The organism is Billgrantia bachuensis, assembly GCF_011742165.1.
In the GTDB taxonomy this organism is placed as follows: domain Bacteria; phylum Pseudomonadota; class Gammaproteobacteria; order Pseudomonadales; family Halomonadaceae; genus Halomonas; species Halomonas bachuensis.
Genome location: NZ_JAAQTO010000025.1, coordinates 1 through 25025, shown reverse-complemented (window position 1 = coordinate 25025; position 25025 = coordinate 1). Strand labels below are relative to the sequence as shown.

Annotated in this window: 26 protein-coding genes; 9 read left to right on the top strand and 17 right to left on the bottom strand. The window is 65.0% G+C overall.

What is annotated here, in order from left to right; genetic code table 11:
* Positions 1-66: 66 nt before the first annotated feature.
* Complete coding sequence (locus tag HBJ55_RS10400) at positions 67-399, bottom strand: helix-turn-helix domain-containing protein (RefSeq protein WP_167113960.1); 333 nt, start codon at positions 397-399, stop codon at positions 67-69.
* 179 nt (positions 400-578) lie between these two features.
* Here HBJ55_RS10400 and HBJ55_RS10395 point away from each other — a divergent pair, with 179 nt between their 5' ends.
* Complete coding sequence (locus HBJ55_RS10395; RefSeq protein WP_167113957.1) at positions 579-1187, top strand: FMN-dependent NADH-azoreductase; 609 nt, start codon at positions 579-581, stop codon at positions 1185-1187.
* A 13-nt stretch (positions 1188-1200) separates the two neighbouring features.
* Here HBJ55_RS10395 and HBJ55_RS10390 read toward each other — a convergent pair whose 3' ends face one another.
* Both HBJ55_RS10390 and HBJ55_RS10385 read right to left on the bottom strand, forming a co-directional pair.
* Positions 1201-2268, bottom strand: a complete 1068-nt coding sequence (locus HBJ55_RS10390; protein WP_167113954.1) for a metal-dependent hydrolase — start codon at positions 2266-2268, stop codon at positions 1201-1203.
* A 33-nt stretch (positions 2269-2301) separates the two neighbouring features.
* Positions 2302-2838 carry a DNA-3-methyladenine glycosylase I gene (locus HBJ55_RS10385; RefSeq protein WP_167113951.1) on the bottom strand — a complete coding sequence of 179 codons (537 nt, stop codon included), beginning with the start codon at positions 2836-2838 and terminating at the stop codon, positions 2302-2304.
* Positions 2839-2933: 95 nt separating this feature from the next.
* Between HBJ55_RS10385 and HBJ55_RS10380 the strand changes: the two genes are divergently transcribed.
* The 3 genes from HBJ55_RS10380 to HBJ55_RS10370 all read left to right on the top strand — a co-directional run bounded on the left by HBJ55_RS10380 (position 2934) and on the right by HBJ55_RS10370 (position 4415).
* Positions 2934-3428: a DUF411 domain-containing protein gene (locus HBJ55_RS10380; protein ID WP_167113948.1), complete on the top strand. Its 495-nt coding sequence runs from the start codon at positions 2934-2936 to the stop codon at positions 3426-3428.
* 24 nt (positions 3429-3452) lie between these two features.
* Positions 3453-3893, top strand: coding sequence for a VOC family protein (locus HBJ55_RS10375; protein WP_167113945.1), 441 nt, complete (start codon positions 3453-3455; stop codon positions 3891-3893).
* Positions 3894-3959: 66 nt separating this feature from the next.
* On the top strand, positions 3960-4415 hold the full coding sequence (locus HBJ55_RS10370) for an META domain-containing protein (protein ID WP_167113942.1): 456 nt from the start codon (positions 3960-3962) through the stop codon (positions 4413-4415).
* Between the two features lie 2 nt (positions 4416-4417).
* On the opposite strand, the gene HBJ55_RS10365 is transcribed toward HBJ55_RS10370, so the two are convergent.
* The 10 genes from HBJ55_RS10365 to HBJ55_RS10320 form a co-directional block, all read right to left on the bottom strand.
* Positions 4418-5155: a phosphatase PAP2 family protein gene (locus HBJ55_RS10365; RefSeq protein ID WP_167113939.1), complete on the bottom strand. Its 738-nt coding sequence runs from the start codon at positions 5153-5155 to the stop codon at positions 4418-4420.
* Between the two features lie 83 nt (positions 5156-5238).
* Positions 5239-6021 carry a 3-hydroxybutyrate dehydrogenase gene (locus tag HBJ55_RS10360; protein WP_167113936.1) on the bottom strand — a complete coding sequence of 261 codons (783 nt, stop codon included), beginning with the start codon at positions 6019-6021 and terminating at the stop codon, positions 5239-5241.
* 25 nt (positions 6022-6046) lie between these two features.
* On the bottom strand, positions 6047-7417 hold the full coding sequence (locus tag HBJ55_RS10355) for a TRAP transporter large permease (protein WP_167113933.1): 1371 nt from the start codon (positions 7415-7417) through the stop codon (positions 6047-6049).
* A gap of 32 nt (positions 7418-7449) precedes the next feature.
* Entirely contained in the window at positions 7450-8019 is a 570-nt protein-coding gene (locus tag HBJ55_RS10350) for a TRAP transporter small permease subunit (protein ID WP_167113930.1), read from the bottom strand.
* Between the two features lie 80 nt (positions 8020-8099).
* A complete protein-coding gene (locus HBJ55_RS10345) occupies positions 8100-9203 on the bottom strand; it encodes a TRAP transporter substrate-binding protein (RefSeq protein WP_167113927.1) in 1104 nt (367 codons plus the stop codon).
* Positions 9204-9473: 270 nt separating this feature from the next.
* Positions 9474-10874 carry a sigma-54 interaction domain-containing protein gene (locus HBJ55_RS10340; RefSeq protein WP_167113924.1) on the bottom strand — a complete coding sequence of 467 codons (1401 nt, stop codon included), beginning with the start codon at positions 10872-10874 and terminating at the stop codon, positions 9474-9476.
* Positions 10875-10988: 114 nt separating this feature from the next.
* A complete protein-coding gene (locus HBJ55_RS10335) occupies positions 10989-13838 on the bottom strand; it encodes a valine--tRNA ligase (protein ID WP_167113921.1) in 2850 nt (949 codons plus the stop codon).
* Positions 13839-14138: 300 nt separating this feature from the next.
* Positions 14139-14579: a DNA polymerase III subunit chi gene (locus HBJ55_RS10330; RefSeq protein ID WP_167113918.1), complete on the bottom strand. Its 441-nt coding sequence runs from the start codon at positions 14577-14579 to the stop codon at positions 14139-14141.
* A 192-nt stretch (positions 14580-14771) separates the two neighbouring features.
* Positions 14772-15869 carry a branched-chain amino acid aminotransferase gene (locus HBJ55_RS10325; protein WP_167113915.1) on the bottom strand — a complete coding sequence of 366 codons (1098 nt, stop codon included), beginning with the start codon at positions 15867-15869 and terminating at the stop codon, positions 14772-14774.
* Between the two features lie 132 nt (positions 15870-16001).
* Positions 16002-17522, bottom strand: a complete 1521-nt coding sequence (locus tag HBJ55_RS10320; RefSeq protein WP_167113912.1) for a leucyl aminopeptidase — start codon at positions 17520-17522, stop codon at positions 16002-16004.
* A 117-nt stretch (positions 17523-17639) separates the two neighbouring features.
* Between HBJ55_RS10320 and lptF the strand changes: the two genes are divergently transcribed.
* The 5 genes from lptF to bfr all read left to right on the top strand — a co-directional run bounded on the left by lptF (position 17640) and on the right by bfr (position 21271).
* A complete protein-coding gene (gene lptF / locus HBJ55_RS10315) occupies positions 17640-18719 on the top strand; it encodes an LPS export ABC transporter permease LptF (RefSeq protein ID WP_167113910.1) in 1080 nt (359 codons plus the stop codon).
* Positions 18719-19783 carry an LPS export ABC transporter permease LptG gene (gene lptG, locus HBJ55_RS10310; protein ID WP_167113907.1) on the top strand — a complete coding sequence of 355 codons (1065 nt, stop codon included), beginning with the start codon at positions 18719-18721 and terminating at the stop codon, positions 19781-19783. The genes lptF and lptG overlap by 1 nt, the downstream gene beginning before the upstream one ends.
* A 38-nt stretch (positions 19784-19821) precedes the next feature.
* Entirely contained in the window at positions 19822-20301 is a 480-nt protein-coding gene (locus HBJ55_RS10305) for an RDD family protein (protein ID WP_167113904.1), read from the top strand.
* A 99-nt stretch (positions 20302-20400) separates the two neighbouring features.
* A complete protein-coding gene (locus HBJ55_RS10300; protein ID WP_167113901.1) occupies positions 20401-20607 on the top strand; it encodes a (2Fe-2S)-binding protein in 207 nt (68 codons plus the stop codon).
* 181 nt (positions 20608-20788) lie between these two features.
* Positions 20789-21271, top strand: coding sequence for a bacterioferritin (gene bfr / locus HBJ55_RS10295; protein ID WP_167113898.1), 483 nt, complete (start codon positions 20789-20791; stop codon positions 21269-21271).
* A gap of 62 nt (positions 21272-21333) precedes the next feature.
* On the opposite strand, the gene HBJ55_RS10290 is transcribed toward bfr, so the two are convergent.
* The 4 genes from HBJ55_RS10290 to HBJ55_RS10275 form a co-directional block, all read right to left on the bottom strand.
* Positions 21334-21558 carry a DUF1653 domain-containing protein gene (locus HBJ55_RS10290; protein ID WP_167113895.1) on the bottom strand — a complete coding sequence of 75 codons (225 nt, stop codon included), beginning with the start codon at positions 21556-21558 and terminating at the stop codon, positions 21334-21336.
* 14 nt (positions 21559-21572) lie between these two features.
* Positions 21573-22415 carry a tRNA cyclic N6-threonylcarbamoyladenosine(37) synthase TcdA gene (tcdA, locus tag HBJ55_RS10285; protein WP_167113892.1) on the bottom strand — a complete coding sequence of 281 codons (843 nt, stop codon included), beginning with the start codon at positions 22413-22415 and terminating at the stop codon, positions 21573-21575.
* 31 nt (positions 22416-22446) lie between these two features.
* Positions 22447-23214 carry a pseudouridine synthase gene (locus HBJ55_RS10280; RefSeq protein ID WP_167113887.1) on the bottom strand — a complete coding sequence of 256 codons (768 nt, stop codon included), beginning with the start codon at positions 23212-23214 and terminating at the stop codon, positions 22447-22449.
* 83 nt (positions 23215-23297) lie between these two features.
* The gene (locus HBJ55_RS10275; RefSeq protein WP_167113884.1) at positions 23298-24596 is read right to left on the bottom strand and encodes a Glu/Leu/Phe/Val family dehydrogenase; all 1299 of its coding nucleotides are present in this window, start codon (positions 24594-24596) and stop codon (positions 23298-23300) included.
* Positions 24597-25025: the final 429 nt, after the last annotated feature.

Genomic DNA, 25025 nt, shown 5'->3' with positions numbered 1-25025 from the left:
TACGCGCTAGCCCCGCGGCTCGCAACAAGTGTGTGAGCGCATGATCAGGCCTTAGCTCATTGATAATCAGTGCTTTTCATCGGCGCCGCCGGATGCGTAACGACGTTGCCATGCCGGTATCGTAAAACGGCCCGGAATATTAAAGCGAGCACAGGCTTCCCGGATCGATCCTCCCTGATCGAGGAAGCGCAGGACTTCCAGCTTGAACGCCACGTCATAGTGGCGGCGGCGCTTACGCTGGATCAGACCGTCGTAACCATGTTGGCGATAGGCAGCCACCCACATGCGTACGGTGCCATGGTCCAGGCCGAAATGGGCAGCGGTGCGTTTGGCACCGTCACGTTGGCGCTCATGATGGAGCACGACCTCAAGCTTGAACTCGGCCGAATACTTGGCCATGCAAAACCCCCTACGGTTGGATCAGTGTCCAACTTTCGGGGGTCAGTTCAAATAGGCGGGGCTTTTTATTGTGACAATTTTCGTTTTTATCGAAAGATGAGCGCGAAACTATGCGCTTTTAGTAAGAAAAAATGAACGTAACATGGCGATCAACACAGAACCCAACCAGGGAGATCGTCATGGCTAACCGCATTCTTCTCGTTACCTCCTCCATCCTCGGCGATCAGGGGCAGTCCAATGCCCTGGCCAGCCACCTCCGCCAGCGTGTCGCAGAGCGCGACGACATCATCGTCTCTCACCGCGACCTGGCAACCGAATCGCTGCCGCATCTGGGCCTGGAGGAGCTTTCCAGTTGGCAGGTCGCGGCTGAAGAGCGTTCCGCCGAGCAGCAGATGCTGGCCGAGCGCTCCGACAGCCTGATCGAGGAGCTTCAATCCCACGACGTGCTGGTACTGGCGGTGCCGATGTACAACTTCGGCATTCCCTCCCAGCTCAAGGCCTGGTTCGACCGGGTGATGCGCGCCGGCACGACCTTCCGCTACACCGAGCAGGGGCCCGAGGGGCTGGTGAAGGGCAAGCGTGCGGTGATTCTGGCGGCCCGGGGCGGGCAATATGCCGGCACCGAGCTCGACAGCCAGACGCCACACTTGAAGGCCATGCTGGGCATGATCGGTATCGGCGACGTATCGGTGGTCTTTGCCGAGGGACTTGCCATGGGGGAAGGGCGGCGCGACGCGGCGCTAAAGGAGGCCCGGCAAGCCATCGACACGCTGGTCGCCAAGCTCTGACGATCGGCTCGCCTCAACAGACGGGAGGCACCGCTTCGACCCAGCCTTTGGCGGCGAAGTCGCTGGTGCATAGCGGCGCCTCGGGATTGAGAATTCTGGCTCCCAGCCGACCCAGAGTCTCCAGGTCGGCGCGGGAGTCGGCAACCACCAATTCGGTGACCTTCAGCGGTTGCCAAGCCTCCCCCTCGCGAACCGCCAATGCGTAATTGAAGGCGAAGAAACCCGGGAAACCCAGCCGCAGATCGGTAGCAACAAGGGTGTCCCGGCCGTTCAGTTCGCGGTTCTCATAACGCAGATACGGCCCGGCGAACCAGTCCAGGCGCCGGCCCTTCTCGAGCGACAGGGCCAGCGGCTCGTACTCGGCACCGCGCCGGTAGGTTTCCAGCAGTGGCCGAGTAGCGCCATCCAGCAGGCCCACCAGGATTTCATGGTGACGGTCGCCATCAATGACAGTCGCCCGCCACAGCAGCGTATTGAACGGGGCGGGCTGAACCAGTCGCGGCGCGTCTTCGAGCCCATGCTCGGCCAGCACCGGAGCCAGCCGCTGCTCTACCACGCCCTTGGCGGCCATGGCGAATGTCAGGTAGGCACAGGAGAGTGCCAGGCCCCAGGCGGGGCCCCGTGAGCCGTGACCGGTGCCCAGTGCGAAACCGATGCCCACCAGCAACGGCAGTGTGTAGAGCGGGTCGATGATGAACACCACCGGCCAGGCGCTGGGTCGCCCGTCGAGTGGCCACCAAAGCTGTGTACCGTAGGTGGTCAGCGCGTCGAGCAGCGGATGGGTGACAAGGCACAGCAGAAAGAAGGCCCACCAGCGGCCGAGGGTGATGTTGCGGGCCGGGGCGAATCGTCTGGCGAGCACAGCCAGTAGCGTCCCCAGCCCGGTCAGCACGAACAGCGAGTGACTGAAGCCGCGATGTTCGGTGACGTTGGCTACGGCATCGCCATAGTCGAGAAAGACATCGAGATCGGGCAGGGTACCCAGCGCCGCGCCGATCAACACCGCCTTGCGCCCCAGGCGGCGGCCCAGTACCGTGCCGCCTATCGCTGCGCCCAGCGCTGCCTGCGTCAGGGTATCCATGCGCTTGATCTCCTTGCGGTGATGAACGGGCTTTCAGACGGAGCGCCAAGCGGGGCTACAGGCGAGAATGCGCCGATGCACGGGACAGTCGTCGCGATGGGCGCCCGGCAGATAGCCGGTGCTCATCAGGAACTCGCCGACGATTTCGGGGCCGGTGAAGCGAAAGGTCCGGCGGAACAGCTTGACCCAGTCGGTCAACGGCAACGGATGGTGGTGGTCGAGCCAGCCGGCGAAGCTGTCGTACTCATCGCGCAGCTCCTGGATCACGCCGGCGTTGTGAATCGCCGCCTCGACCTTGAGCCGGTTGCGAATGATACCGGCGTCGCCGAGCAGGCGCTCACGGTCCGCATCGCCGAAGGCAGCGACCCGATCGACATCGAAACCGTCGAAGGCACGCCGAAACGCTTCGCGCTTCTTCAGCACGGTCAGCCATGAGAGCCCGGCCTGGTTGATCTCCAGCACGAAGCGCTCGAACAGCGCCGTGTCGTCTGCGACCGGGAAGCCGTACTCATCCTCGTGGTAGGGTCCATGCCAAGGGTGGCCCGGGGCCGTATCGCAATAGTGTGCCATTTCTGCTCTCTTTTCCTTGTGAGGTCTTGGCAAGTCAATGGCGGCTTGTCACGATCCCATCCATATGGCGTCGCAACGCATCAGGAGCCGCTGATATGAAGATCCTACCCGCAATCCGCACACCCCGGAAGACGGCGCTGCTCGCCACCCTGGCTGGAGGGCTGCTGGCCACCTGCGCCATCTTGGCCTCCGTCTCCCCTTCCCAGGCCGCCCCCGTGGTCGAAATGTACCAAGATCCCAACTGCGGCTGCTGCTCGGCCTGGGCCGAACATCTCGAGGTGGAGGGCTTCGAGGTGCGCCGATACAAGACCAGCGACATGCGCGCGGTAAAGATCGAGCACGGTATTACACCGGAGCTCGCTTCCTGCCATACGGCGCTGGTCGAAGGCTACGTGATCGAGGGTCACGTGCCCGCCGCCGATATCAAGCGGCTGCTCGAGGAGAAGCCCGACGTGGCGGGACTGACCGTGCCCGGCATGCCTCACGGCTCGCCGGGCATGGAGACAGGGCGCTACGATGATTATTCGGTGCTGACCTGGCGCCATGAGGACAGGACGCCGGACATTTTCAGCGAATATACTCACGACTGATTTCGCCAAGACAAGGAGACGTTCATGCAGTATCTGCACACCATGGTGCGCGTCAGTGATCTGGACGCATCGCTGCGCTTCTACTGCGACCTGCTGGGGCTGGCGGAGGTACGGCGCAAGGAGAACGAGAAGGGGCGCTTTACCCTGGTCTTCCTGGCTGCGCCCGAGGACGCACCGCGCTCCGAGCGGCTCAAGGCACCCGAGCTCGAGCTGACCTGGAACTGGGATCCGGAAGAGTACACCGGCGGACGCAACTTTGGGCACCTGGCCTATCGCGTCGACGATATCTACGCGCTTTGCGAGCGCCTGCAGGCGGCCGGGGTGACCATCAACCGACCGCCGCGCGACGGCCACATGGCCTTCGTGCGCAGCCCCGATGGTATCTCCGTCGAGCTGTTGCAGAAGGGCGAGCCGCTGCCGGCCCGGGAACCCTGGGCCTCGATGGAAAACACCGGTTCTTGGTAGGTGTGTTTACAAACGACGGCGCTTGGCCGTGCGGCGTTGAACTCAGCCCGGAGAAGAAGAAGATCCATGAAGATGACGCTTGTGGCCCGCCTGGGCCTGATGCTGGCGACCGCGGTCTTGCTGACGGCTTGCGGCAGCCAGCCCTCCGAGCCGACACGCGATGATGGCCCTCGTGTCTCCAGCGACCATCCGGTGGTTGGGCAGCGCTGGAACCTGCTGTTGATGGGCACCGACGAACGGCTTTCCATGCCCGAGACGCCACATTTCGTGGTTTCCCCCGATGGCCGCGTGACGGGCAGTGACGGCTGCAACGAACTCAATGGGCGGGTGAGCCTCGATGCAGGCAATCGCATAAAATTCGATGAACTGGCCGCTACCCGTCGGGGCTGTCCGAAGCTCGACGATGCCCGGCGCGTCACCGGGATGATGGAGAACGCCTACCGTTTCCTCATCGACCACGACCGGCTGGTGTTCTTCGGGCCGGATCAGCGCGTGTTGGGCGGCTGGCGCAGAGCGAACTGAGCCTAAGCGACCTGGGGCAGGGCGCTGCGCACCTTGACCAGCCAGCCAGTGAGGGCACGGGCCAGGATCGGACCCAGCGGAGTCAGCAGGATCCAGGGCGTGACGATCAGATTGATCGCCAGGGCGGCGAAGTAGATGTCGCTGATCCAGTGGGCGCCGCCGAGGATGCGCGGTGCGCTCAAGAGTACCGCGGTCACGGCACTGGCCAGTGCCACCTTGGCGCTGGCAAAGCGCCACATGAAGGCAGTGAACAGGAAGAGGTTGATGCCGTGGTTGCCCGGGAAGCTACTGGCGGAGCTGTCCTTGGTGGAGAACTCGACCATTTCCGTAATCAGGTTGACGTTCTCGTAGACCAGCGTAGGACTGGGGTGAGTATAAGGCACTGTCATACTCACGCCTTGGGCGATGAACACCGCCGACAGCAGCATGGTGAGGCCGATACCGCCCCAGCGCAGCAGGCGGTGCTGGGGCTGTGTGTCGTGCCGCATGGCCCAGATGAAGAGGCCGAGCAGTACCAGCAAGCTGGCCACGTCGAACAGACGGTTGTTGGTAAACGCCACGAACAGTACCCACGCCGCGTTGTCCTCGCGGAGCCAGGCATTGGTGGTGAAGAAGACGGCATCGTCCCAGACGGTCCAGAACAGCAGGCTGGGCGAGAGCCAGGACCAGACCAGCAGGGCACCTAGCAGATTGAACAGCAGGACGCGGCCAGGCGCGAAGTAGGGCTCGAAGTGTGACATGAAGGGCACGCGCGAAGTGATTGGCAATGCCCTATTCTAGCGTAAGCGAACGTAACGGAACAGTGTTCCTTAACTTATTGTGACTACTGCATGAACCAACCGTGACTGGCCACTACCGACTGGCCGGTCAGGGCCGCCGTGGGGAAAGCGGCCAGGTGCAGTGCCACTTCGGCGATGTCGTCCAGCGTGGTGAACTCGCCGTCGACGGTATCCTTGAGCATCACGTCGCGCACTACCGCTTCCTCGGTCATTCCCAGCGCCTCGGCCTGCTCCGGAATCTGCCGGTCCACCAGCGGCGTGCGCACGAAGCCGGGGCAGATCACGTTGGCGCGCACCCGGTGCGCCGCGCCTTCCTTGGCCACGGTGCGGCACAGGCCCAGCAGGCCGTGCTTGGCCGCCACATAGGGGGCCTTGAGCGGCGAGGCGAGCTTGCTGTGCACCGATCCCATGTAAATCAGACTGCCGCCTTTCTCCTGCCGATACATCTGGCGCAGGGCGGCACCGGTGACCAGGAAGGCACCGTCCAGATGCACGGCCATCACCCGGCGCCAGTCGGCAAAAGTCAGGGAGTGCAGCGGGGCAATGTGCTGGATGCCGGCGTTGGCGATGGCGATGTCCAGCCCGCCCCAGCGCTCGACCACCGCTGCCACACCGGCCTCCACCGCGGCTTCCTCGGTGACGTCCATGGCCAGGGCGATGGCCTGGCCGCCAGCATGACGAATTCCTTCCACGGTCGCCTCCGCTGCGGCCAGGTCGAGGTCGGCCACGGCCACTCGCGCGCCTTCGCGAGCGTAGCGCTCGGCAATCGCACGGCCGATGCCGCCCGCAGCCCCAGTGATCAGCGCCGTCTTGTCGTTCAATTGCATGCGTCGTCTCCGTAACGATCGAATGTCAGCGTCCGCCGTAGATCTCGTTGGGCAGCCAGGTCGCCAGCGGTGCGAAGAAGAACACCAATAGCAGCCCGAGCAACTGCAGCGCGACGAAGGGGGCCACGCCGACATAGATGTCGCGCGTGGTGATCTCGGGTGGGCAGACCCCCTTGATATAGAACAGCGCGAAGCCCACGGGCGGCGTCAAAAACGAGGTCTGCAGGCAGATGGCGAAGAGCATCGCAAACCACAGCGGATCCACGCCCAGGCTCATGATCACCGGCGCCACCAGCGGCAGGATGATCAGTGTGATTTCCACCCAGTCGAGGAAGAAGCCGAGCAGGAATACCACCGCCAGGATGGTCAGCACGATGCCGGTTTCGCCGAAAGGCAGGCCGGTCAGGGCGAAGCGCACCACATCGTCACCGCCCAGCCCGCGCAGCACGGCGGCGAATACCGTGGCACCGATGAAGATGGCGAAGATGAAGGCCGTGGTGCGGCTGGTCTGGTACAGCGCCTGCTGCAGCACCGTGAGGTTGAGACGGCGGTTGATCAGGGCCAGCAGCAAGGCACCCAGGGCGCCCACGGCCGAGGCCTCGGTCGTCGTGGCGAAGCCGGTGAAGATCGAGCCGAGCACGGCCAGGATCAGCCCCAGGGGTGGCAGCACTGCGAGGAATACCTGCAGGAAGGCGCGCGCGTCGAGCGGTTCGCGATCCTTGGGCGCCGGTGCCAGGTCCTTCTTCAGATAGGCGGCAATCAGAATGTAGGCGATGTACATGACGCCCAGCATCACCCCGGGGATCAGTGCCGCCATGAACAGCCGACCGACCGATGCCTCAGAGGTGCCCATGCGGTCGGCCATCAGTACCAGCATGATGCTGGGCGGCACCAGGATGCCCAGAGTACCCACCGAACAGGCGGTACCCACCGCCAGCGACTTGTTGTACTGGGCGCGCATCATCGGCCCCAGCGAGAGCATGCCGAGCAACACCACCGAGGCGCCGACGATGCCGGTGGAAGCCGCCAGCAGCACGCCGACGATCACCACGGTAACGGCATAGCCGCCGCGCAGGCCGCCGAGCACGCGCACCAGCGAGGTGACCAGTCGCTCGGCGATGCCGGAGCGGTCGAGCATGATGCCCATGAAGATGAACAGTGGCAGCGCCACCATCAGCTCGTTGGCGACGATGCCGTAGATGCGACGATCCAGCACGCCGATGGTGCCGCCCCAGGAGAACCAGAGGTCGGCGCCGAGAAATTCCACCAGCACATGGCCGATGACGGCAAAGACGAAGCCGATGCCGGCTAGCGACCAGGCCACGGGAAAGCCCAGCAGCAGCAGGCCCATGAAGCTGGCGAACATCGCCAGCACGAGAAATTGTTCCAGTCCCATAATCGATCTCGATGCGTGTCCGGGCGCGCCGACTAATGCCGGGGCGTATTCTGGAGGATGCGGCGGGGGAAGCCGAACAGCAGCGTGGTGCAGCGCAGGGCGCGCGAGAACAGCGCCACGGCCACCAGCGTCAGGCCGATCGGGATCAGCGACTTGATGACGAAGCGATGAGGCAGACCGCTCGGCGCCTGGGAGTGCTCGCCGCGCTCGAAGGCGCGATAGGCGTACTCGAACAGAGCCTCGGCCATCAGGTAGAGGATCGGCAGGGCCAGCAGGGCGATGCCCGCCAGCTCGATCCAGGCCTGGGCGCGCAGCGAAAACTTCTCGCGGATGACGTCGACGCGCACGTGATCGTCGCTGACCACGGCATAGGCCAGGGTCAGGATCATGGTGGCGCCGAACAAGTGCCAGGACAGCTCCTCCACCGCGATCGAGCCGCGACCGAGGATGAAGCGGTTGACCACGTTGGTCAGCACCACCGCCATGGTGGCCAGCCATAGCCAGGAGATGGCCCGGCCGAACACCAGGATGGCCATGTCGAGGCGGTAACTCAGGCGATTGGTGGGCAGCTCCGGCGCGGCCGTCGAATCGTTGACGCTCATTGGGGTGACTCCGTGGCGTAAACACATGCACCGGCCACCGTCATCGAGCGGCGGCCGGCTTCAGGACGTTCCGAGAGGTCTTACTCCTCGAGGTTTTCGGGGGCGTAGTAGGAGCGCGGCAGGTGGCCCTTGACGTGCCAGTTGCCGTGCAGCTTCATGAACTCCCGCTGGCTCTCGAGCACGCGGCCGAACATCTCGTCCTCGGCGGCGATCTCGGCCTGTACCTCGTTGGTCACCCGGCGCAGCTCGCTGAGGATCTCGTCGGACAGCACCTGGGCGTTCACGCCCTCCTCTTCGAAGTCGCGCAGCGCCTTGGGCGTCTCGATCTCGCTCTCGGAGTAGCCGTAGAGAGTGGCGGCCCGGCAGCCCATATCGATCATCGCCTGGGTCTGCGGCTCCAGCGCCTCCCAGCTCTCCTTGTTGACCAGCAGGTGAGCCGTGGTGAAGGTCTGGTGCCAACCCGGCATGACATAGTTCTGCACGATCTCCTGCATGCCGAGGATGCGATCCACCGCCGGCGCCGAGAATTCTGTGGCGTCGATGGTGCCGCGCTCCATGGCTTGGTAGAGCTCGCCTCCGGGGATCATGGTGACGGAAGCACCCAGGCGCTCGAGCACGCGGCCGCCGATGCCGGCGAAGCGAATGCGCAGGCCGTCGATCTGGTCGAGATTCTCCAGCGGCTCGGCGAACCAGCCGGCGGCCTCGGGGCCGATCATGCTGCACAGCAGGGGCTGGACGTCATACTCGGCGTAGATTTCCTCGAGCAGCTCCTTGCCGCCGCCGAAGTAGTGCCACGCCAGGTAGGCGGGCGGCTCCATGCCGAACGGCGCGCCGGCGAACAGCGGTAGCGAAGGGATGCTGCCCTGGTCGTAGCCGACCCAGGTGAAGCCGGCGTCGTAGCGGCCTTCGGATACGGCATCGAGGATCTCGAACGGCGGGATCAGCTCGCCCGGCTCGTAGTAGCGCAGGTTGATGTTGCCGCCGGAGGCCAGCTCCAGCTGCTCGCTGAGGAAGCGAACCGGCGTGCTCAGGCCGACCAGATGCGAAGGGAAGGCGATGGGCACCTGCCAGCGTACCTGCTCCTGAGCCTGGGCGGTTCCAGCGGTACCGGCCAGCAGGGCCGCGGCGGCCACACCGAGAGCGAGCGGGTGAAGGCGGATGGCGGGAGACGATGAGGACGGCATGAAAGCTCCTTGTGCATTGTTGTCGTCGCAACGCCTTGGGTGGCGTTGTCGCTATGCAGTGAGGCATGGTGCACCGCCCTCGAACGGGCAGCATCGCACCATGCACTGGCGCTTGTAGTGCACGAGCCGTGCCATTCTTGGTTTTTTTCTAACTTTCAATGAGTTAAAGGAGCACGAGAAAAAGGGGGAGGGAGGGAATGTCCGGCTATCCGGACGAAGTTTAGACCTTGGTTGGAGAGGTTTTGTCCGTAAATCCGGACAGTTGACCGGTTAGTCGGACAGTCGAGCGAGCTTGTCGTAGAGCACCGAGCGGGGAATGCCCAGCATGCGGGCCGCGCGGGACTTGTTGCCGCGGCAGGCGGCCAGCGCATCGTGCAACGCACTGCGCTCGGCAGCGGCCACGACGTCGGCCAGGGGGCGCACGGCCGAGGTGGCGGGCGGGTGGCGCGTTGAGGCGGTGGCGTGAGGCAGGGCGGCACGCAGCTCCGGCACGCCGATGACGCTGCAGGCTTCGTTGAGGGCCAGGGTCTGCTCGAGTACGTTGCGCAGTTCGCGAATATTGCCTGGCCAGTCGTGCCGCTGCAGCAGCGCGACGGCCTCGGCGGTGATTTCGGCGCGGGGCTCGCCGCTCTCCGCCGCGATGCGGCCGAGGATCGTCTCGCACAGGATACCCAGGTCGCCGAGGCGCTCGCGCAGCGGCGGTACCTGGATGCGCAGCACGTTGAGCCGATAGTAGAGATCGGAGCGGAAGCTGCCCTCGGCGACCATGCTCTCCAAATCACGGCTGGTGGCGGCGATCGCGCGTACGTCGACCCGCTTGATCTCGTTGGAACCCAGCGGCTCCACCTCGCCCTCCTGCAGGGCGCGCAACAGCTTGGCCTGCAGTGCCAGCGGCATGTCGCCGACCTCGTCGAGAAACAGGGTACCGCCGTCGGCAAGCTGGAACTTGCCCTGGCGGGTGCGCTTGTCGGCGCCGGTATAGGCGCCCGGCGCGACACCGAAGAACTCCGCCTCCAGCAGGTTCTCGGGCACCGCCGCCACGTTCACGGCAACGAAGGGGTTGGCACCCCGGGGGGAGTCGCCGTGGATGGCCTGGGCCAGTACTTCCTTGCCGGTGCCGGTCTCGCCCAGTAGCAGTACCGGCGTGGCGCGGGCGGCGGCCAGCCGGGCGCGGCGCTTGACCTCCAGCACCGGGGGGCTGGCGCCGACGAAGTCGGCCAGTTCGTAACGCGAGCCGCGCCGGGCCAAGGCGCGCCGCGCTGCCGCCAGGTCATGCTGCAGGCGGCGGTACTTGCCGAGTAGCGGCGCCAGCGGCCCAAGTTCGTCGAACACGATGAAGGCCACTGCGCCATTGACCCGGCCGGTGGCCGGGTCGTGCAGCGGCAGTCGCGTGACCACCAGCTGACGGGCCTGGTACTCCATGATGTCGAGCAGGATGGGGCGGCCGCTGCGCACCACCTCGGGCATGCGGGTGTGCGGGATCACTGAGTTGACGGGACGGCCGATGACGCTGGCCGGGTCATCGATTCCCAGCAGGCGGCAGTAGCAGGCGTTGATCCAGATGAGACGGCTGTCGGCATCCACTAGAATCGACCCGGCGCTGTTGCGCTCGAGCAGCGGGAACAGTGGCCGGATCGCCTCGAGCGTCAAGCCTTGGCTATGGGCTGCCATGGAACTCTCCTCTCGAGGCATTCGTGTCGTCTCCTGGCGGCGATATTGGGCCGCTGATCCGGTAGCGGCGGTTTCGGGCCGCTTGTCAGAGCGCGGCGGTTTCGGGCCGCTAAATCACAGCGCAGCGATCTTGTCGCGCTGTTCGACCAGCAGGGTGCGGGCCGCCTGGTACTCCTTGAGCTTGCCGCGCTCCTTCTCGACCACTGCCTCCGGCGCCTTGGCGACAAAGCTCTCGTTGCCGAGCTTCTTCTCGATGCCGCCGATCAGCTTGTCCTGCTTGTCGATCTCCTTGGCCAGGCGGGCAAGCTCGGCGTCCTTGTCGATCAGGTCGGCCATGGGCACCAGCACCTCCATGTCGCCGACCAACTGGGTGGCAGAAAGCGGCGCCTGGGCCGGTTCGTCGAGCCAGGTGGCGCTCTCGAGCTTGGCCAGCTTGGCCAGGAAGGGGCGGTTGGCCTCGAGGCGCTGGCGGTCGGCGGCGCTACCCTTGGTCAGCAGTGCCTCCAGCGGCTTGCCGGGGGCGATGTTCATCTCGGCGCGGATATTGCGCACCGCGACGATCACACCCTTGAGCCACTCGATGTCGTGGGTTGCCTGTTCGTCGATCTTCTCCTGCTCGGCCATGGGCCACGGCTGGTTCATGATCGACTCAGCGCCGTCGCCCGTTGCCTTGCCCGCCAGCGGCGCCACGCGCTGCCAGATCTCCTCGGAGATGAACGGCATCATCGGGTGGGCCAGGCGCAGGATGGCTTCCAGCACGCGCACCAGGGTGCGGCGGGTGCCACGCTTGGCGGCGGGGCTGGCATTGTCGTCCCACAGCACCGGCTTGGAAAGCTCCAGGTACCAGTCGCAGTACTCGTTCCAGACGAACTCGTAGAGCGCTTGCGACGCATGGTCGAAGCGGTACTCCTCCATGGCCTTGGTGACCTGGGCCTCGGTCTGCTGCAGGCGCGAGACGATCCAGCGGTCGGCCAGCGACAGCTCGACGTCGCCACCGCCTGCTCCGCAGTCCTGCCCTTCGGCATTCATCAGCACGTAGCGCGAGGCGTTCCACAGCTTGTTGCAGAAGTTGCGGTAGCCATCCAGGCGGCCCATGTCGAACTTGATGTCGCGCCCGGTGGTGGCCTGGGAGAGGAAGGTGAAGCGCAGCGCGTCGGTGCCGTGAGGCTCGATGCCCTCGGGGAATTCGTCGCGGGTGGCCTTGGCGATGGCCTTGGCCTTCTGCGGCTGCATCATGTTGCCGGTGCGCTTCTCCAGCAGCGTGTCGAGCTGGATGCCGTCGATCAGGTCGATGGGGTCGAGCACGTTGCCCTTCGACTTGGACATCTTCTGACCCTGGCCGTCACGCACCAGGCCGTGGACGTAGACGGTCTTGAACGGTACCTCGTCCATGAACTTCAGGGTCAGCATGATCATCCGCGCGACCCAGAAGAAGATGATGTCGAAGCCGGTGACCAGCACGCTGGAGGGGTGGAAGGTTTCGAGCTCCGGCGTCTTCTCCGGCCAGCCCAGGGTGCCGAAGGTCCACAGGCCCGAACTGAACCAGGTGTCGAGCACGTCCTCGTCCTGCGTCAGTGTCACGTCGGCAGCCAGGCTGTGTTTCTCGCGGGCTTCGGCCTCGCTGCGGGCGACATAGACGTTGCCCTCGGCGTCGTACCAGGCGGGAATGCGGTGGCCCCACCACAGCTGGCGCGAGATGCACCAGTCCTGCAGGTCGCGCATCCACGAGAAGTACATGTTTTCGTAGTTCTTGGGCACGAACTGGATGTCGCCGTTTTCCACCGCCTCGATGGCGGGCTTGGCCAGGCTCTCCACGGCGACGAACCACTGGTCCGTGAGCAGCGGCTCGATGACGTCGCCGCTGCGGTCACCATAGGGCAGGGTGTTGTTGACCGTCTCGACCTGCTCGAGCAGGCCGGCGGCCTCCATGTCGGCGACGATCCGCTTGCGCGCCTCGAAGCGGTCGAGCCCGGTGTACGCTTGGGGCAGGCTGGGGTCGATCTCGGGCAGCGGACGGCCCTGGATGTCGAAGGCCTCCGCCTGGGGCAGGATCGCCGCGTCCTGGGTAAAGACGTTGATCAGCGGCAGGCCTTGGCGGCGGCCCACCTCGTAGTCGTTGAAGTCGTGGGCCGGGGTGATCTTCACGCAGCCCGAGCCCTTCTCCATGTCGGCGTGTTCGTCGGCGACGATGGGGATGCGTCGGCCGACCAGCGGCAGCTCGACGAATTTGCCGACCAGCGAAGCGTAGCGTGGGTCTTCTGGATTCACCGCCACGCCGGTATCGCCGAGCATCGTCTCGGGGCGGGTGGTGGCGACGACCAGGTAGTCGAGGCCGGCGTCGGTCGTCACGCCATCCGCCAGAGGATAGCGGAAGTGCCAGAACTGGCCCTGCTGGTCACGATTCTCCACCTCGAGGTCGGAGATCGCGGTGTGCAGGGTCGGGTCCCAGTTGACCAGGCGCTTGCCACGGTAGATCAGGTTTTCTTCATGGAGACGCACGAAGACTTCCTGCACCGCCTTGTAGAAGCCGTCGTCCATGGTGAAGCGTTCGCGCGACCAGTCGACGCTGGCGCCCATGCGGCGCAGCTGGCGGGTGATGTGGCCGCCGGACTCGTGCTTCCACTCCCACACCTTGTCGATGAACGCTTCGCGGCCCAGGTCGTGGCGGCTCTTGCCCTCCTCGGCGGCGACCTTGCGCTCCACCAGCATTTGCGTCGCGATGCCGGCGTGGTCGGTGCCGACCTGCCACAGGGTGTTGTTGCCCTGCATGCGCTTCCAGCGGATCAGCGTGTCCATGATGGTGTCCTGGAACGCGTGGCCCATGTGCAGGCTGCCGGTGACGTTGGGCGGCGGGATCATGATCGAGTAGGGTTCGCCCTCGCCCGAGGGGGCGAAGCGGCCGTCGGCCTCCCAGCGCTCGTACCAGCGGGATTCGATCTGCTCGGGTTGGTAGGTCTTGTCCATGGGGCGTTCCGGGTCCAGAAATGATCGCCGCCGGGTCGTGGGCCGGGCGGCGGGAAGTCGTCGAAAGCGGTTCGAAAATGGGCTCGATTATAGCGCGATGGGGCGCTTGGCGTCAGCCAACCAAGTGGCCACTCCCAGCGAAGCTGCACGGAGTCGGGGCTGATCCGGGGGCAGGCCTGCGAGGAGGCGCTGTGAACCCATCCCTGGGCGCTACTTTTGCCATCCATGGCAAAAGACCTCCTCTTCGGCCTGCCCCCGGCGCCCCTCACCTAGGCGCCCCTCGCTTTGGTGCCTTGGGGCTCAGCCGCGTAGCTGATGCGCTTTCACGGGATAGCCGCGCTGCTTGTAGGTCTGCCAGCACTCGCGCTTGGCGACCAGCACCTGCTGGTGCTGGTTGATGATCTCGGCGACCCGCTCGAAGCGCGAGAACCACTCGGGAATGCCCTGGTCGAGGTTGAGCAGCGCCATGGGGGCTTCGGGGCTCGGCTCGGGTGGATGCTCCCAGCCGAGGGTCACCGCCACGCTCTCGGCCATCTCGCTGCCGAGCAGGGCGTGGGGCAGGTAGGCCTCGGGGCGAAAGGTCCACAACCGCTCGTCGAGGTCGGTGGCCATGGCCTCGTCCTCGGCGTGCAGGTGCAGCCGGTAGCCCTTGCCGGCGATGGTCTCGGCCAGCCGGCAGGCGAAGTCGAGCCGCGCTTCCAGCGTGATGTCGGGGAGTATGTAGAAATCGACTTGGGTCATCAGAGTCTGCCCGGGGCCTTCCCGACGGGCAGGCCTTCGCGGAGGCGCTGTGAATACATCCTTGTACGCTACCGACGCCATCCCTGGCGTAGGACCTCCGCGCCGGCCTGCCCTTCGGCGCCCCTCGCCTCAGTGGTAATAGCCGTGGAGCAACGGACTCGCACCAGCGAGCCCATTGCGGCGCCTTCGCTGTTACACCAGGCGCGTCAACCAGCCATGCTTGTCTTCAGCCCGGCCGTACTGCAAATCGAGCAGCTTGGCGCGCAGACGCTTGGCCACCTCGTTGCCGGTGTCGGGCATGCGGATGGTGTCGTCTTCGCTGATCAGCTGTCCCACCGGGGTGATCACCGCAGCGGTACCGCAGGCAAAGACTTCGGTGATTTCGCCGGAAGCCACGCCTTCGCGCCACTCGTCGATGCTGATGGCGCGCTCCTCAGGGGTGAAGCCTTCGTCGCGGCCGAGGGTGAGCACCGAATCGCGGGTCACGCCCTCGAGGATGGTGTCGGTCAGGCGCGGCGTGACCAGACGGCCGTCGCGATAGACGAAGAACAGGTTCATGCCGCCCAGTTCCTCGACCCACTTGTTCTCGGCGGCGTCGAGGAAGGCAACCTGGCCGCAGCCGTGCTTCTCGGCCTCTTTCTGGGCGGCCAGCGACGCGGCGTAGTTGCCGCCGCACTTGGCGAAGCCGGTGCCACCGGGTGCGGCGCGCTTGTAGTGAGAGGAGAGCCAGATCGATACCGGGGCGATGCCACCCTTGAAGTAGGCGCCGGCAGGGGAGGCGATGACGTAGTAGTCGACTTCCTTGGCCGGGCGCACGCCGAGGAATTTCTCGCTGGCGATCATGAACGGACGCAGGTAGAGGCTCGATTCGTCGGCCTCGCTGCTGGGCGTCGGCACCCAGGCGTGGTCCTGGGCGAGCAGGGCCTTGAGCGAGCCGATGAAGTCCTCGTCGCTGAGCTCGGGCAACGCCAGACGGCGAGCGCTGCGACGGAAGCGTTCGGCGTTCTTCTCCGGGCGGAACGACCACACCGAGCCGTCGGCGTGGCGGTAGGCCTTGATGCCCTCGAAGATCTCCTGGCCGTAGTGCAGCACGGCGGCTGCCGGGTCGAGGGTCAGCGGCCCGTAGGGGCGCACTTCGTGGCCGTGCCAGCCGGACTCGGCCGTCCAGCGTACGTGGGCCATATGATCGCTGAAGTACTGGCCGAAGCCGGGGCTGGCAAGGATGTCGTCGCGAATGTTGGCTGCCACGGGTGTGGCGCTGGGCAGCGTCTCGAAGGTTGCGTTGGGCACGGCAAAAGGGTCTCCGCTAAGCCGGGATCCGGCGTTTTCTTGGGCTTCTACGGCGCTCCGGGTCGGCCGACCCGGAGCGCGCAATGCGTCAGATGTAACGGTTGCCGGCGGCGATGGCAACCTTGAGCGATCTCAGGCGTCGTTCTCGACCTGACGCGTCTCTTCCTCGCGATCGAGCAGATACTGGGTCAGCAGGCCTACCGGACGGCCGCTGGCGCCCTTCTGCTTGCCGGAATGCCAGGCGGTACCGGCAATGTCCAGGTGCGCCCAAGGGAACTTGTCGGCGAAGCGCGAGAGGAAGCAGGCGGCGGTGATGGTGCCGGCCGGGCGCCCGCCGATATTGGCCATGTCGGCGAAATTGGAGTCGAGCTGCTCCTTGTACTCGTCCCACAGCGGCAGGTGCCAGGCGCGGTCCCAGGCCGCCTCGCCGGCGTCGAGCAGGTCCAGTGCCAGGTCATCGTCGTTGGAGAGCAGGCCGGTGGCGTGGTGGCCCAGGGCGATGATCGCCGCGCCGGTGAGAGTGGCGATGTCGACCACGCTGGCGGGCTCGAAGCGCTCGGCGTAGGTCAGCGCGTCGCACAGCACCAGACGCCCTTCGGCGTCGGTGTTGAGCACTTCGACCGTCAGCCCCTTGAGCGTCTTGATGATGTCGCCGGGCTTGGTGGCGCGGCCGTCGGGCATGTTCTCGGCGGCGGCGACTATGAACACAAGGTTCAGCTTGGGCCGGATGCCGAGCACCGCCTTGGCGGTGCCGAACACGCTGGCGGCGCCGCACATGTCGAACTTCATCTCGTCCATCGCCTCGCCGGGCTTGAGCGAGATGCCGCCGGTATCGAAAGTGATACCCTTGCCTACCAGCACGTGAGGCGCCTCGTCGGCGTCCTCTGCCCCTTGATACTTCATGACGATCAGCCGCGAGGGCTGCTCGCTGCCGCGGCCCACCGAGAGCAGGCTGTGGGCGCCGAGCTCTTCCAGCGCCGCCTCGTCGAGGATCTCGACCTCGAGGGCACCGCCCGACTCGCGGCCCAGCTGTTCGGCCTGATCGGCCAGATAGCTCGGCGTGCAGACGTTGCCCGGCAGGTTGCCCAGGGTGCGGGTGTAGGCCACGCCCTGGCCGATGGCGTCACCGACGCGTGCACCCTCGCGGGCCTCGTCGGCAGTATCGCCGTCGCTGAGCAGCAGGGTGACTTTCTCCAGCCGCGGACGCGGGGCCTTCTCCGACTTGAATTCGTCGAAACGGTAGACGGCGCGCTGTGCCGCCTCCGCGGTCATGCGGGCCTTCCAGGCGACGCTGCGCTCTGGGACCGGCACGTCGGTGAAGGCCACGGCGACGTCCTCCGCCGGCAGCCCGGCGACGGCGGTGAAGGCGGCGTCCAGGGCCTTGATGAAGGCGCGCTCCAGACACTTCTCGCGCTCGCCCAGCCCTACCAGCATCAGGCGATCGGCGGAGAGGCCGGGGGCGAAGGGAATCAGTTGCACCTTACCCAGCTTGGCGTCGAAGTCGCCGCGCTCGATCAGTTGGCCGATCAGCCGCTCGCTGGCGTCGTCGAGCTTGGCGGCGGCGGGCAGCAGGTCGCCGTCCTTGAAAATCGGGACCACGAGGCAGGCCGATTCGGCCTTGGCGGGATTGGCCGTCTGAACTGGGAATTCCATGGTGACTCCACAAGACAAGCGATGGGGGATTCTGGATAATGCCGGCACGGCTCCAGGCCACTGCCGAATCACCCAAGTGTACTCAAGGCATGGCGCCATTGCATGGAAGACCGCTGCATGATCATTTTTCGATACCTGACCCGCGAGATCCTGCTCACCATGGCCGCCGTTGCCGGCGTGCTGCTGCTGGTCATCATGGGCAGCCGCTTCATACGCTATTTCACCGACGCTGCGGAGGGCGACATTCCCGCCACCATCCTCGGCAGTTTGATGCTCTTCCACCTGCCCGGCTTTCTCGAGCTGATTCTACCGCTGGCCTTCTTTCTCGGCATCCTGCTGGCCTACGGTCAGCTCTATCTCAACAGTGAGATCACCGTGCTGGTGGCTTGCGGTACCAGCCCCGCCAGGCTGTTTCAGGTCAGCTTGGTGCCGGCGACCCTGGTGGCGGTAGTGGTGGGGCTGTGCAGTCTGTGGCTGACCCCGGCCGGCGCGCTGCACAATGCCGTGATGCTCGAGGAGCAGAGCAGCCAGATCGACTTCACCGCCCTGGCACCGGGACGCTTCCAGGACTTCGGCGGCGGTCGCACCGCCTATACCGAATCTTTCAACGACGATGGCAGCCGCATGCAGGAAGTCTTCATCAGCGAGCGCCAGCGCCGCCGCGACGGCTCGCCCGAGACTGCCGTGACGCGTGCCGGCAGCGGCTATCAGACCGTCGACCCCGAGACCGGCAGCCGCTTCCTGGTATTGGCCGATGGCGAGCGCTACAGCGTCGAACCGGGGCGCTTCGAAGCCGAGCGGCTTGAGTTCGAGACTTATGCCGTGCGACTTTCACTCGCCGGTGAACAGCGTGAGCTGGAGTCGGCCGAGTATGCTACCACCGCCGAGCTGCTCGACAACGACTCCGCGCGAGCCCACGCCCAGCTGCAGTGGCGACTCTCGCTTCCGCTGATGGTCTTTATCCTGACCTTGATGGCGATGCCGCTCTCGCGTGTCAATCCCCGCCAGGGCCGTTTCGCCAAGCTGTTGCCGGCGATCTTTCTGCACATCTGCTACCTCAGCCTGCTATTGGCGGCGCTGGATGCCATCGGTCGCGGAGCGCTATCGCCGGTGATCGGCATGTGGCCAATTCATCTCGTGTTCCTGGCGCTTGGCGTGGGGCTGCTGATGCACAACCAGCGCAGGGGGATGCGTTGATGCTGACGGACCGTCTCGATCGCTATATTGCGCGCAACGTGCTGGGGGCGATCCTCGTCGTTCAGGTCGTCCTGCTTGGCCTCGACCTGGTGATCACTTACATCAACGACCTGGACGACGTCGAAGGCAACTATGGCGCTCTCCAGGTGCTGATCTTCCTGCTCATGCGCCTGCCCTGGCGTTTTTATCAGTACGCGCCGGTAGGCGTGCTCATCGGTGCGTTGATCGGCCTGGGCAGCATGGCCTCGAGCAACGAGCTGACGGTGATGCGAGCGGCCGGGCGCTCATTGGCCCGCATCCTGTGGGGCGTGATGAAGCCGATCGTCCTGGTGGTGGCCATCCTGCTGTTGATTGCCGAATTCATCAGCCCGCGTACCGAACAGTACGCCAGCGCCTGGCGCCTGGAGCAGATGCAGGGTGAGGGTGCCTTGCTGACGCAGAGCGGTGGTTGGCAGCGCGAGGGCGACAGCATCTACCGGTTCGGTGCCATCCGTGCCGACGATACGGTTCTCGACCTGACCCGCTACGCCTTCGACGACAGAAGGCTGCGCGAAGCCGTACAAGCGTCGCGTGCGTCCTGGGAAGGCGATCGCTGGATGCTCGAGGAAGTGAAGATCACGCGCTTCGGCGACGACCGTACCGAGGCCGAGACCCACGCGCGGCTGAGATGGGATACCTCACTGACTCCCGACCAGCTCAACCGCCTGCTGCGGGATGTCAGTAGCCAGGCGCCCAGCGAGCTGTGGGCCTACTCGCGCTACTTGTTGTCCCAGGGGCAGCAGGCCACCCAGCCGCTGCTCTATTTCTGGCAGAAGATGTTGATGCCACTGACCATGGCCTCGCTGGTGCTGGTCGCGGCGTCGTTCGTGTTCGGCCCGCTGCGCACCGTGGCCGCCGGCACGCGGGTGTTCTACGGCGTGATCGTCGGGCTGTCGTTCAAGTACCTGCAGGACCTGCTGGCGCCGGCCTCCACCGTATTCGGCTTCTCACCGGTGTGGGCGGTTCTGGCGCCTACGCTGCTATGCGCTGCCCTGGGATTTTACCTGCTGCGTCGCTCGGGCTAGCGGCACCGGTCGGCATGGACCTGAAACAAGGGACGATGATGCAACGAAAATTCGATCAGCTCGACGACGTATGGCCGGCCGGCCTGGGGCGGCGTCTGGGCGCCATGCTCTATGACGCCTTGCTGGTCCTGGCGATCTGGCTCCTGATCACCGTGCTGCACGTGGCCTTCGTGCGGCTGATCCTGGGGCTGGATGCCGAGCTGGTGGGTCAGGGCGCGCCGCAGCGCCTGACCCTGCAATTGGCGCTGCTGGTCGGGGCGTTCCTGTTCTTCGCCTTTTCCTGGATGCGTGGCGGCATGACCCTGGGCATGCAAGCCTGGCGCCTGCGTGTACAGACCCGCAATGGTTACTCGATCACCCTGAGTCAGAGTCTGGTGCGCTATCTGGTGGCCTGGCTTTCGCTGGCCGCCTTCGGGCTGGGCTACCTTTGGGTGCTGTTCGACAGCGAACGCCGCAGCTGGCCCGATATCGCTTCGGGCACGCGGATCGTGGTCATACCCAAGGCGAGCCGACGCTAGTGCCAGCTGACCCGGATCAAAAAATCCTCGACTTCCTCTTGCGATAGCCTATGCGAATCATTTACATTACCTCTCGTAAGCACAGCGAGGTGGATGTCGATGTACGTATGTCTTTGCAAGGGCGTATCGGACCGCAAGATTCGTGAGAGCGTCGAAGGCGGTGCCCGTAGCTGGCGAGAGGTTCAGCAGGAAACCGGCTGCGGTACTCAGTGCGGCAAGTGCGCCTGTGTCGGCAAGACCATCACCCGCGAGGCCGTCAAGACCGAACTGATGGCCTCGGCCAGCGATCTCGCCTACGCCGTGTAGTGTTTCCAGCCGCCTGCGGCTGTCGTTGCCAATCTCTCTCATTCTTGTTGCCATTAATCCAACCGACTGTCTCGGTTGGATTTTTTGCGTGTTTGTGCTGATACTGCCTAATATGGTTCGCTAAGCGTCACGCAACGCCAAGACAGGCCCAAGGCCGAGACGAAGAGAAGGGAGAAAGGCAATGAAAGGCGATGCCAAGGTCATCGAATACCTCAACAAGTCCCTCGGCAATGAGCTGGTGGCAATCAACCAGTACTTCCTGCATGCCAAGATGTACAAGGACTGGGGACTCAAGGCACTGGCCAAGTGGGAGTACGACGAGTCGATCGACGAAATGAAGCATGCCGACAAGCTGATCGAGCGCATTCTTTTTCTCGAGGGCGTGCCCAACCTGCAAGACCTCGGCAAGCTGCACATCGGCGAGAACGTACGCGAGATGCTCGAAAGCGATCTCAAGATCGAGCATGAAGGGCGTAAGGATTACATCGAGGCCATCGCCTACTGCGAGCAGGTCAAGGACTACGTATCCCGTGACCTGTTCCGCCATATCCTTGCCGACGAGGAGGAGCACATCGATCATATCGAGACCGAGCTCGGCCTGATCGACAAGGTCGGCATCGAGAACTACATGCTGCGCCAGATGCAGGAAGCCGGCGACGAGTGACGTTGCGGTCGCTCCTGATCTCTCCGGCGCCTCAGGGCGCCGGTTTCGTTTGTGGGCCCTAGCTAGAAAGCCTTTTCGAGGTCGAAGCGCGGCACCGGTTCGCCGCGCACCTCGACGGTCTCGATGAACATCTCCAGGGGCCGCACCCACAGGCCGTAGTCGCCATACAGCGCGCGATAGACCACCAGCAGTTCCTCGGTCTCGCTGTGGTGGGCGACACCGAGTACCTCGTAGCGGTTGCCCTTGTAGTGGCTATAAATCCCCGGGACGGGGAGGGGCTGTGACATCGCGTGAACTCCAGTCAGGGGGCTGTGTCGTTGTCGGCGGCCGTCTTGGCCAGCCGTGCGAGCACCCGCGAGACGGCAACGAAGCCGAAGCCGCCGGTGACGAAGGTGGCCGCACCCACCCCGGAGGCGCAGTCGAGCCGGGTCGACTCGCCGCTGGCGGGCTTTTGCAGGCAGACTTCGCCACCCGGGCCCGGATAAACCAGTTGCTCGTCAGAATAGACGCATTCGACGGAGAAGCGCCGCTTTGGGTTGCGCGAAAAGCCATGGTCGCGGCGCAGGCGCGCACGCACCTTGGCCAGCAGAGGATCATGCTCGGTGCGCGCAAGGTCGGCCACCTTGATGCGCGTGGGGTCTGTCTGGCCCCCGGCGGCACCGGCGACGACGATGGGCAGCTTGCGCCGGCGACACCAGTGAATCAGCGCTGCCTTGGCTACCACGCTGTCGATAGCGTCGATAACGTGGTCGGCGTCGTCCGGGATGCGCTGGGCCAGGTTGGTCGGGGTGACGAAGGCGGTATCGGCCATGACCTCGATACCGGGCTGTATCGCCCGGCAGCGCTCGGCCAGGACTTCCACCTTGGGGCGGCCGATGGTGCCGTCCAGCGCGGGCAACTGGCGGTTGACGTTGGAAACGCAGACGTCGTCGAGGTCGATCAGCGTGAGGCGGCCGATACCCGAGCGTGCCAGCGCTTCCACTGCCCAACTGCCGACGCCGCCGACCCCGACCACCACCACATGGGCACTGCGAAAGCGTTCGAGGGCACGGGCGCCGTAGAGGCGCCGGATGCCACCGAAGCGAAAGTCATAGTCGTCCTGGGCCGGCGGGGCGGTATCGTGTGGGTGTGGCGAGGCGGTCATGGCGGCGTATCGAATCTCCAGCTCAGGGGTATCAGGTCGCGGCGGGCGGTGCAATGTCGAGGCGGCAGGCGCTATCGACCGGCAGATGACCGGCCCAGCCAAAGTGCTGGAACAGGGCCGTCATGGTGGCATCCAGCGCACAGCTCAATGCCAGCCCATGCTCGCCCGCAGGGTGATCGAAGCTCAAGCCAACCGCAGCCAGCAGCAGCCGCGGGCAGCCCAGGCGTTCGGCGAAGAAACGATTGTGGTTACCCTTGCCATGCTTGGCATCGCCGATGATCGGATAGCCGCGCCGCGACAGGTGGCGGCGAATCTGGTGACGACGCCCGGTCAGCGGCCGAACGTCCATCAGCGAGTAGCGGCTGGCAGGATAGCGATCCACTTGAAACGGCAGTTCCACGCCATCCAGCCGCCTGATCTCGGTCAGCGCCTCCAGCGGTGGCATCTCCGCCTTGGGGCGGCTGCCATCCTCCTCGCGCAGGGCATAGTCCAGCCACTCGTGCTCCGGGCCGGTACCGCGCACCACGGCCAGGTAGCGCTTGGTGACCCGGCGTTGGGTAAAGGTTTCCCCCAGCCGGGCCGCGCTGACCGGATCCAGGGCAAAGATCATCACGCCCGAGGTGGGGCGGTCAAGCCGATGGACCGGGTAGACGCGCTGGCCAAGCTGATTGCGCAGGCGCTGCAGCAGAAACTCGCTCACGCCGCCTGCCAGCTTGGAGCGGTGTACCAGCAACCCCGCTGGCTTGTGCACCGCCACCAGGTGCTCGTCCTGATAAAGAATGGTCAGGGGTTCCGTCATGGCGACCCGAATCTGCTTGCAAGGGGGCGCCATTGTCACCTCCACCGTGAGACTTGTCACCTCACCAGGCGCAGGGAGCGCGCTCACTCGCTGTCCTGGCAATTGCCACGTAGCTGAATGGCCCTTGCGATGCGCTCGATACCTTGGCGATAGGCGGCCTTGCGATAGGAGATTTCCTCTCGTTCGGCGCGTTCGAAGACGAGCTGACTCTGCCGTTCCAGGCGCTTGGCCAGGCGTGAGTTGACCTCTTCCTCGGCCCAGCGCTCACCGCTGCGGTTCTGCACCCACTCGTAGTAGCTGACGATCACCCCGCCGGTATTGGCCAGCACGTCGGGCAGTACCGGCACGCCGCGCTCTTCCAGGCGCGCATCGGCACGGCTGGTAACCGGGCCGTTGGCGATCTCGAGCAGTGCACCGGCCTTTACCTGGTCGACGTTGTCTTCGTGAACCTGATTCTCCAATGCCGCCAGCACCAGTACGTCCGCTTCCAGGGTCAGCAGTTCGTCACGCTCGATCGGCTCCACATCCTCGGCGATGCACACCGAGTCGTCGCAGTAGACCATGTCGTGCAGGCGCTGGTTCTGGGTCTTCTGCTCCATGATGGGATCGGGGTCGAGGCCTTCGCGGCTGTAGATGGCACCCTGGGAGTCGGAGACCGCGACGATACGATAGCCTCGCTCCTGCGCCAGGCGGGCGAAGTGATAGGCAGCGTTGCCGAAGCCCTGGATGGCCAGGGTGGTCTCCTCCGGCCTGCGCTGTTCACGGGCGGCCCACAGGTCGAGCACGTGCAGGGCGCCGCGGCCGGTAGCGGCAACGCGACCCAACGAACCGCCCAGGGCCGGCGGCTTGCCGGTGATGGCGGCGGGAACCTTGCCGCGGGCCAGGTGATCGAATTCGTCGGCCATCCAGCCCATCACAGTGGGGTTCGTGTTCACGTCGGGGGCGGGGATGTCGCGGTCGGGGCCCATGATATCGGCAATGGCACGCACATAGCTGCGAGAGAGCCGTTCGAGCTCCAGCCTGGAGAGCTGCTTGGGATCGACCTTGACACCGCCTTTGCCACCGCCGTAGGGCAGGTCGACCACGGCGCACTTTACCGCCATCCAGAAGCTCAGCGTGGTCACTTCCTCCTGATTGACGCCGGGGTGAAAGCGGATGCCGCCCTTGGCCGGCCCAAGAGTGTCGTTGTACTGCACGCGCCAGCCGGTGAAGACCTTGAGACTGCCATCGTCCATGCGCACCGGCACGCTTACCTGCAAGGCCAGGGTCGGCTGCATCAGGCGCTCCCTGGCATCGCCGTGCACATCAATGGAGCCGAAAACCTCTTCCAGGCGTGAGCGGGCATCGTCGAACAGATTGGCATGGTCCTTTTGCCGAGACATTGGTTTCCTCCTGATGGGCGTGTTCCTCATTTGCCTGGTTCAGCGTAGTCTCAGGCCGGGGAACGATCCATGAAGGGGAGAGAGGTGAGGCGTGACACCGATGATGGCGTGCCGGGCTTGCTGCAAGTCGCCGTCAAGGGGGCGCACGAGGTGTCAATCATGTTTTTCGAAGCGTAAGGCCGTGTTGCAAATCGGTGTGACGCGTCACGATATTGTCACGAATATGTCGCATCGTTGCCCTTTCCTCGGGAACCTAAGGGGCGTGCCATGGCCTGCCGAGAGGCTCAGGAGCTCAGGGCTATCTTCGAGGGCGAGCAGCTCACGCCCTACTTTCAGCCCATCGTCGACGTGGGGCGGCAGCGGGTGCACGGTTACGAAGCGCTGATCCGTGGGCCGGAGGGTGCGGGGCTGCATTCGCCGCTGGCCCTG

Bases quoted from the DNA above. Each gene is read 5' to 3' on its own strand.
- HBJ55_RS10375 (WP_167113945.1), top strand. From the start codon at position 3,453: ATGCAGTATCTGCACACCATGGTGCGCGTCAGTGATCTGGACGCATCG.
- HBJ55_RS10320 (WP_167113912.1), bottom strand. From the start codon at position 17,522: ATGGAATTCCCAGTTCAGACGGCCAATCCCGCCAAGGCCGAATCGGCC.
- HBJ55_RS10390 (WP_167113954.1), bottom strand. From the start codon at position 2,268: ATGGATACCCTGACGCAGGCAGCGCTGGGCGCAGCGATAGGCGGCACG.
- HBJ55_RS10305 (WP_167113904.1), top strand. From the start codon at position 19,822: ATGCAACGAAAATTCGATCAGCTCGACGACGTATGGCCGGCCGGCCTG.
- HBJ55_RS10350 (WP_167113930.1), bottom strand. From the start codon at position 8,019: ATGAGCGTCAACGATTCGACGGCCGCGCCGGAGCTGCCCACCAATCGC.
- HBJ55_RS10340 (WP_167113924.1), bottom strand. From the start codon at position 10,874: ATGGCAGCCCATAGCCAAGGCTTGACGCTCGAGGCGATCCGGCCACTG.
- HBJ55_RS10380 (WP_167113948.1), top strand. From the start codon at position 2,934: ATGAAGATCCTACCCGCAATCCGCACACCCCGGAAGACGGCGCTGCTC.
- HBJ55_RS10300 (WP_167113901.1), top strand. From the start codon at position 20,401: ATGTACGTATGTCTTTGCAAGGGCGTATCGGACCGCAAGATTCGTGAG.
- HBJ55_RS10365 (WP_167113939.1), bottom strand. From the start codon at position 5,155: ATGTCACACTTCGAGCCCTACTTCGCGCCTGGCCGCGTCCTGCTGTTC.
- HBJ55_RS10280 (WP_167113887.1), bottom strand. From the start codon at position 23,214: ATGACGGAACCCCTGACCATTCTTTATCAGGACGAGCACCTGGTGGCG.
- HBJ55_RS10400 (WP_167113960.1), bottom strand. From the start codon at position 399: ATGGCCAAGTATTCGGCCGAGTTCAAGCTTGAGGTCGTGCTCCATCAT.
- HBJ55_RS10345 (WP_167113927.1), bottom strand. From the start codon at position 9,203: ATGCCGTCCTCATCGTCTCCCGCCATCCGCCTTCACCCGCTCGCTCTC.
- HBJ55_RS10275 (WP_167113884.1), bottom strand. From the start codon at position 24,596: ATGTCTCGGCAAAAGGACCATGCCAATCTGTTCGACGATGCCCGCTCA.
- HBJ55_RS10335 (WP_167113921.1), bottom strand. From the start codon at position 13,838: ATGGACAAGACCTACCAACCCGAGCAGATCGAATCCCGCTGGTACGAG.
- HBJ55_RS10395 (WP_167113957.1), top strand. From the start codon at position 579: ATGGCTAACCGCATTCTTCTCGTTACCTCCTCCATCCTCGGCGATCAG.
- bfr (WP_167113898.1), top strand. From the start codon at position 20,789: ATGAAAGGCGATGCCAAGGTCATCGAATACCTCAACAAGTCCCTCGGC.
- HBJ55_RS10290 (WP_167113895.1), bottom strand. From the start codon at position 21,558: ATGTCACAGCCCCTCCCCGTCCCGGGGATTTATAGCCACTACAAGGGC.
- HBJ55_RS10385 (WP_167113951.1), bottom strand. From the start codon at position 2,838: ATGGCACACTATTGCGATACGGCCCCGGGCCACCCTTGGCATGGACCC.
- tcdA (WP_167113892.1), bottom strand. From the start codon at position 22,415: ATGACCGCCTCGCCACACCCACACGATACCGCCCCGCCGGCCCAGGAC.
- lptF (WP_167113910.1), top strand. From the start codon at position 17,640: ATGATCATTTTTCGATACCTGACCCGCGAGATCCTGCTCACCATGGCC.
- HBJ55_RS10355 (WP_167113933.1), bottom strand. From the start codon at position 7,417: ATGGGACTGGAACAATTTCTCGTGCTGGCGATGTTCGCCAGCTTCATG.
- HBJ55_RS10370 (WP_167113942.1), top strand. From the start codon at position 3,960: ATGAAGATGACGCTTGTGGCCCGCCTGGGCCTGATGCTGGCGACCGCG.
- HBJ55_RS10330 (WP_167113918.1), bottom strand. From the start codon at position 14,579: ATGACCCAAGTCGATTTCTACATACTCCCCGACATCACGCTGGAAGCG.
- lptG (WP_167113907.1), top strand. From the start codon at position 18,719: ATGCTGACGGACCGTCTCGATCGCTATATTGCGCGCAACGTGCTGGGG.
- HBJ55_RS10360 (WP_167113936.1), bottom strand. From the start codon at position 6,021: ATGCAATTGAACGACAAGACGGCGCTGATCACTGGGGCTGCGGGCGGC.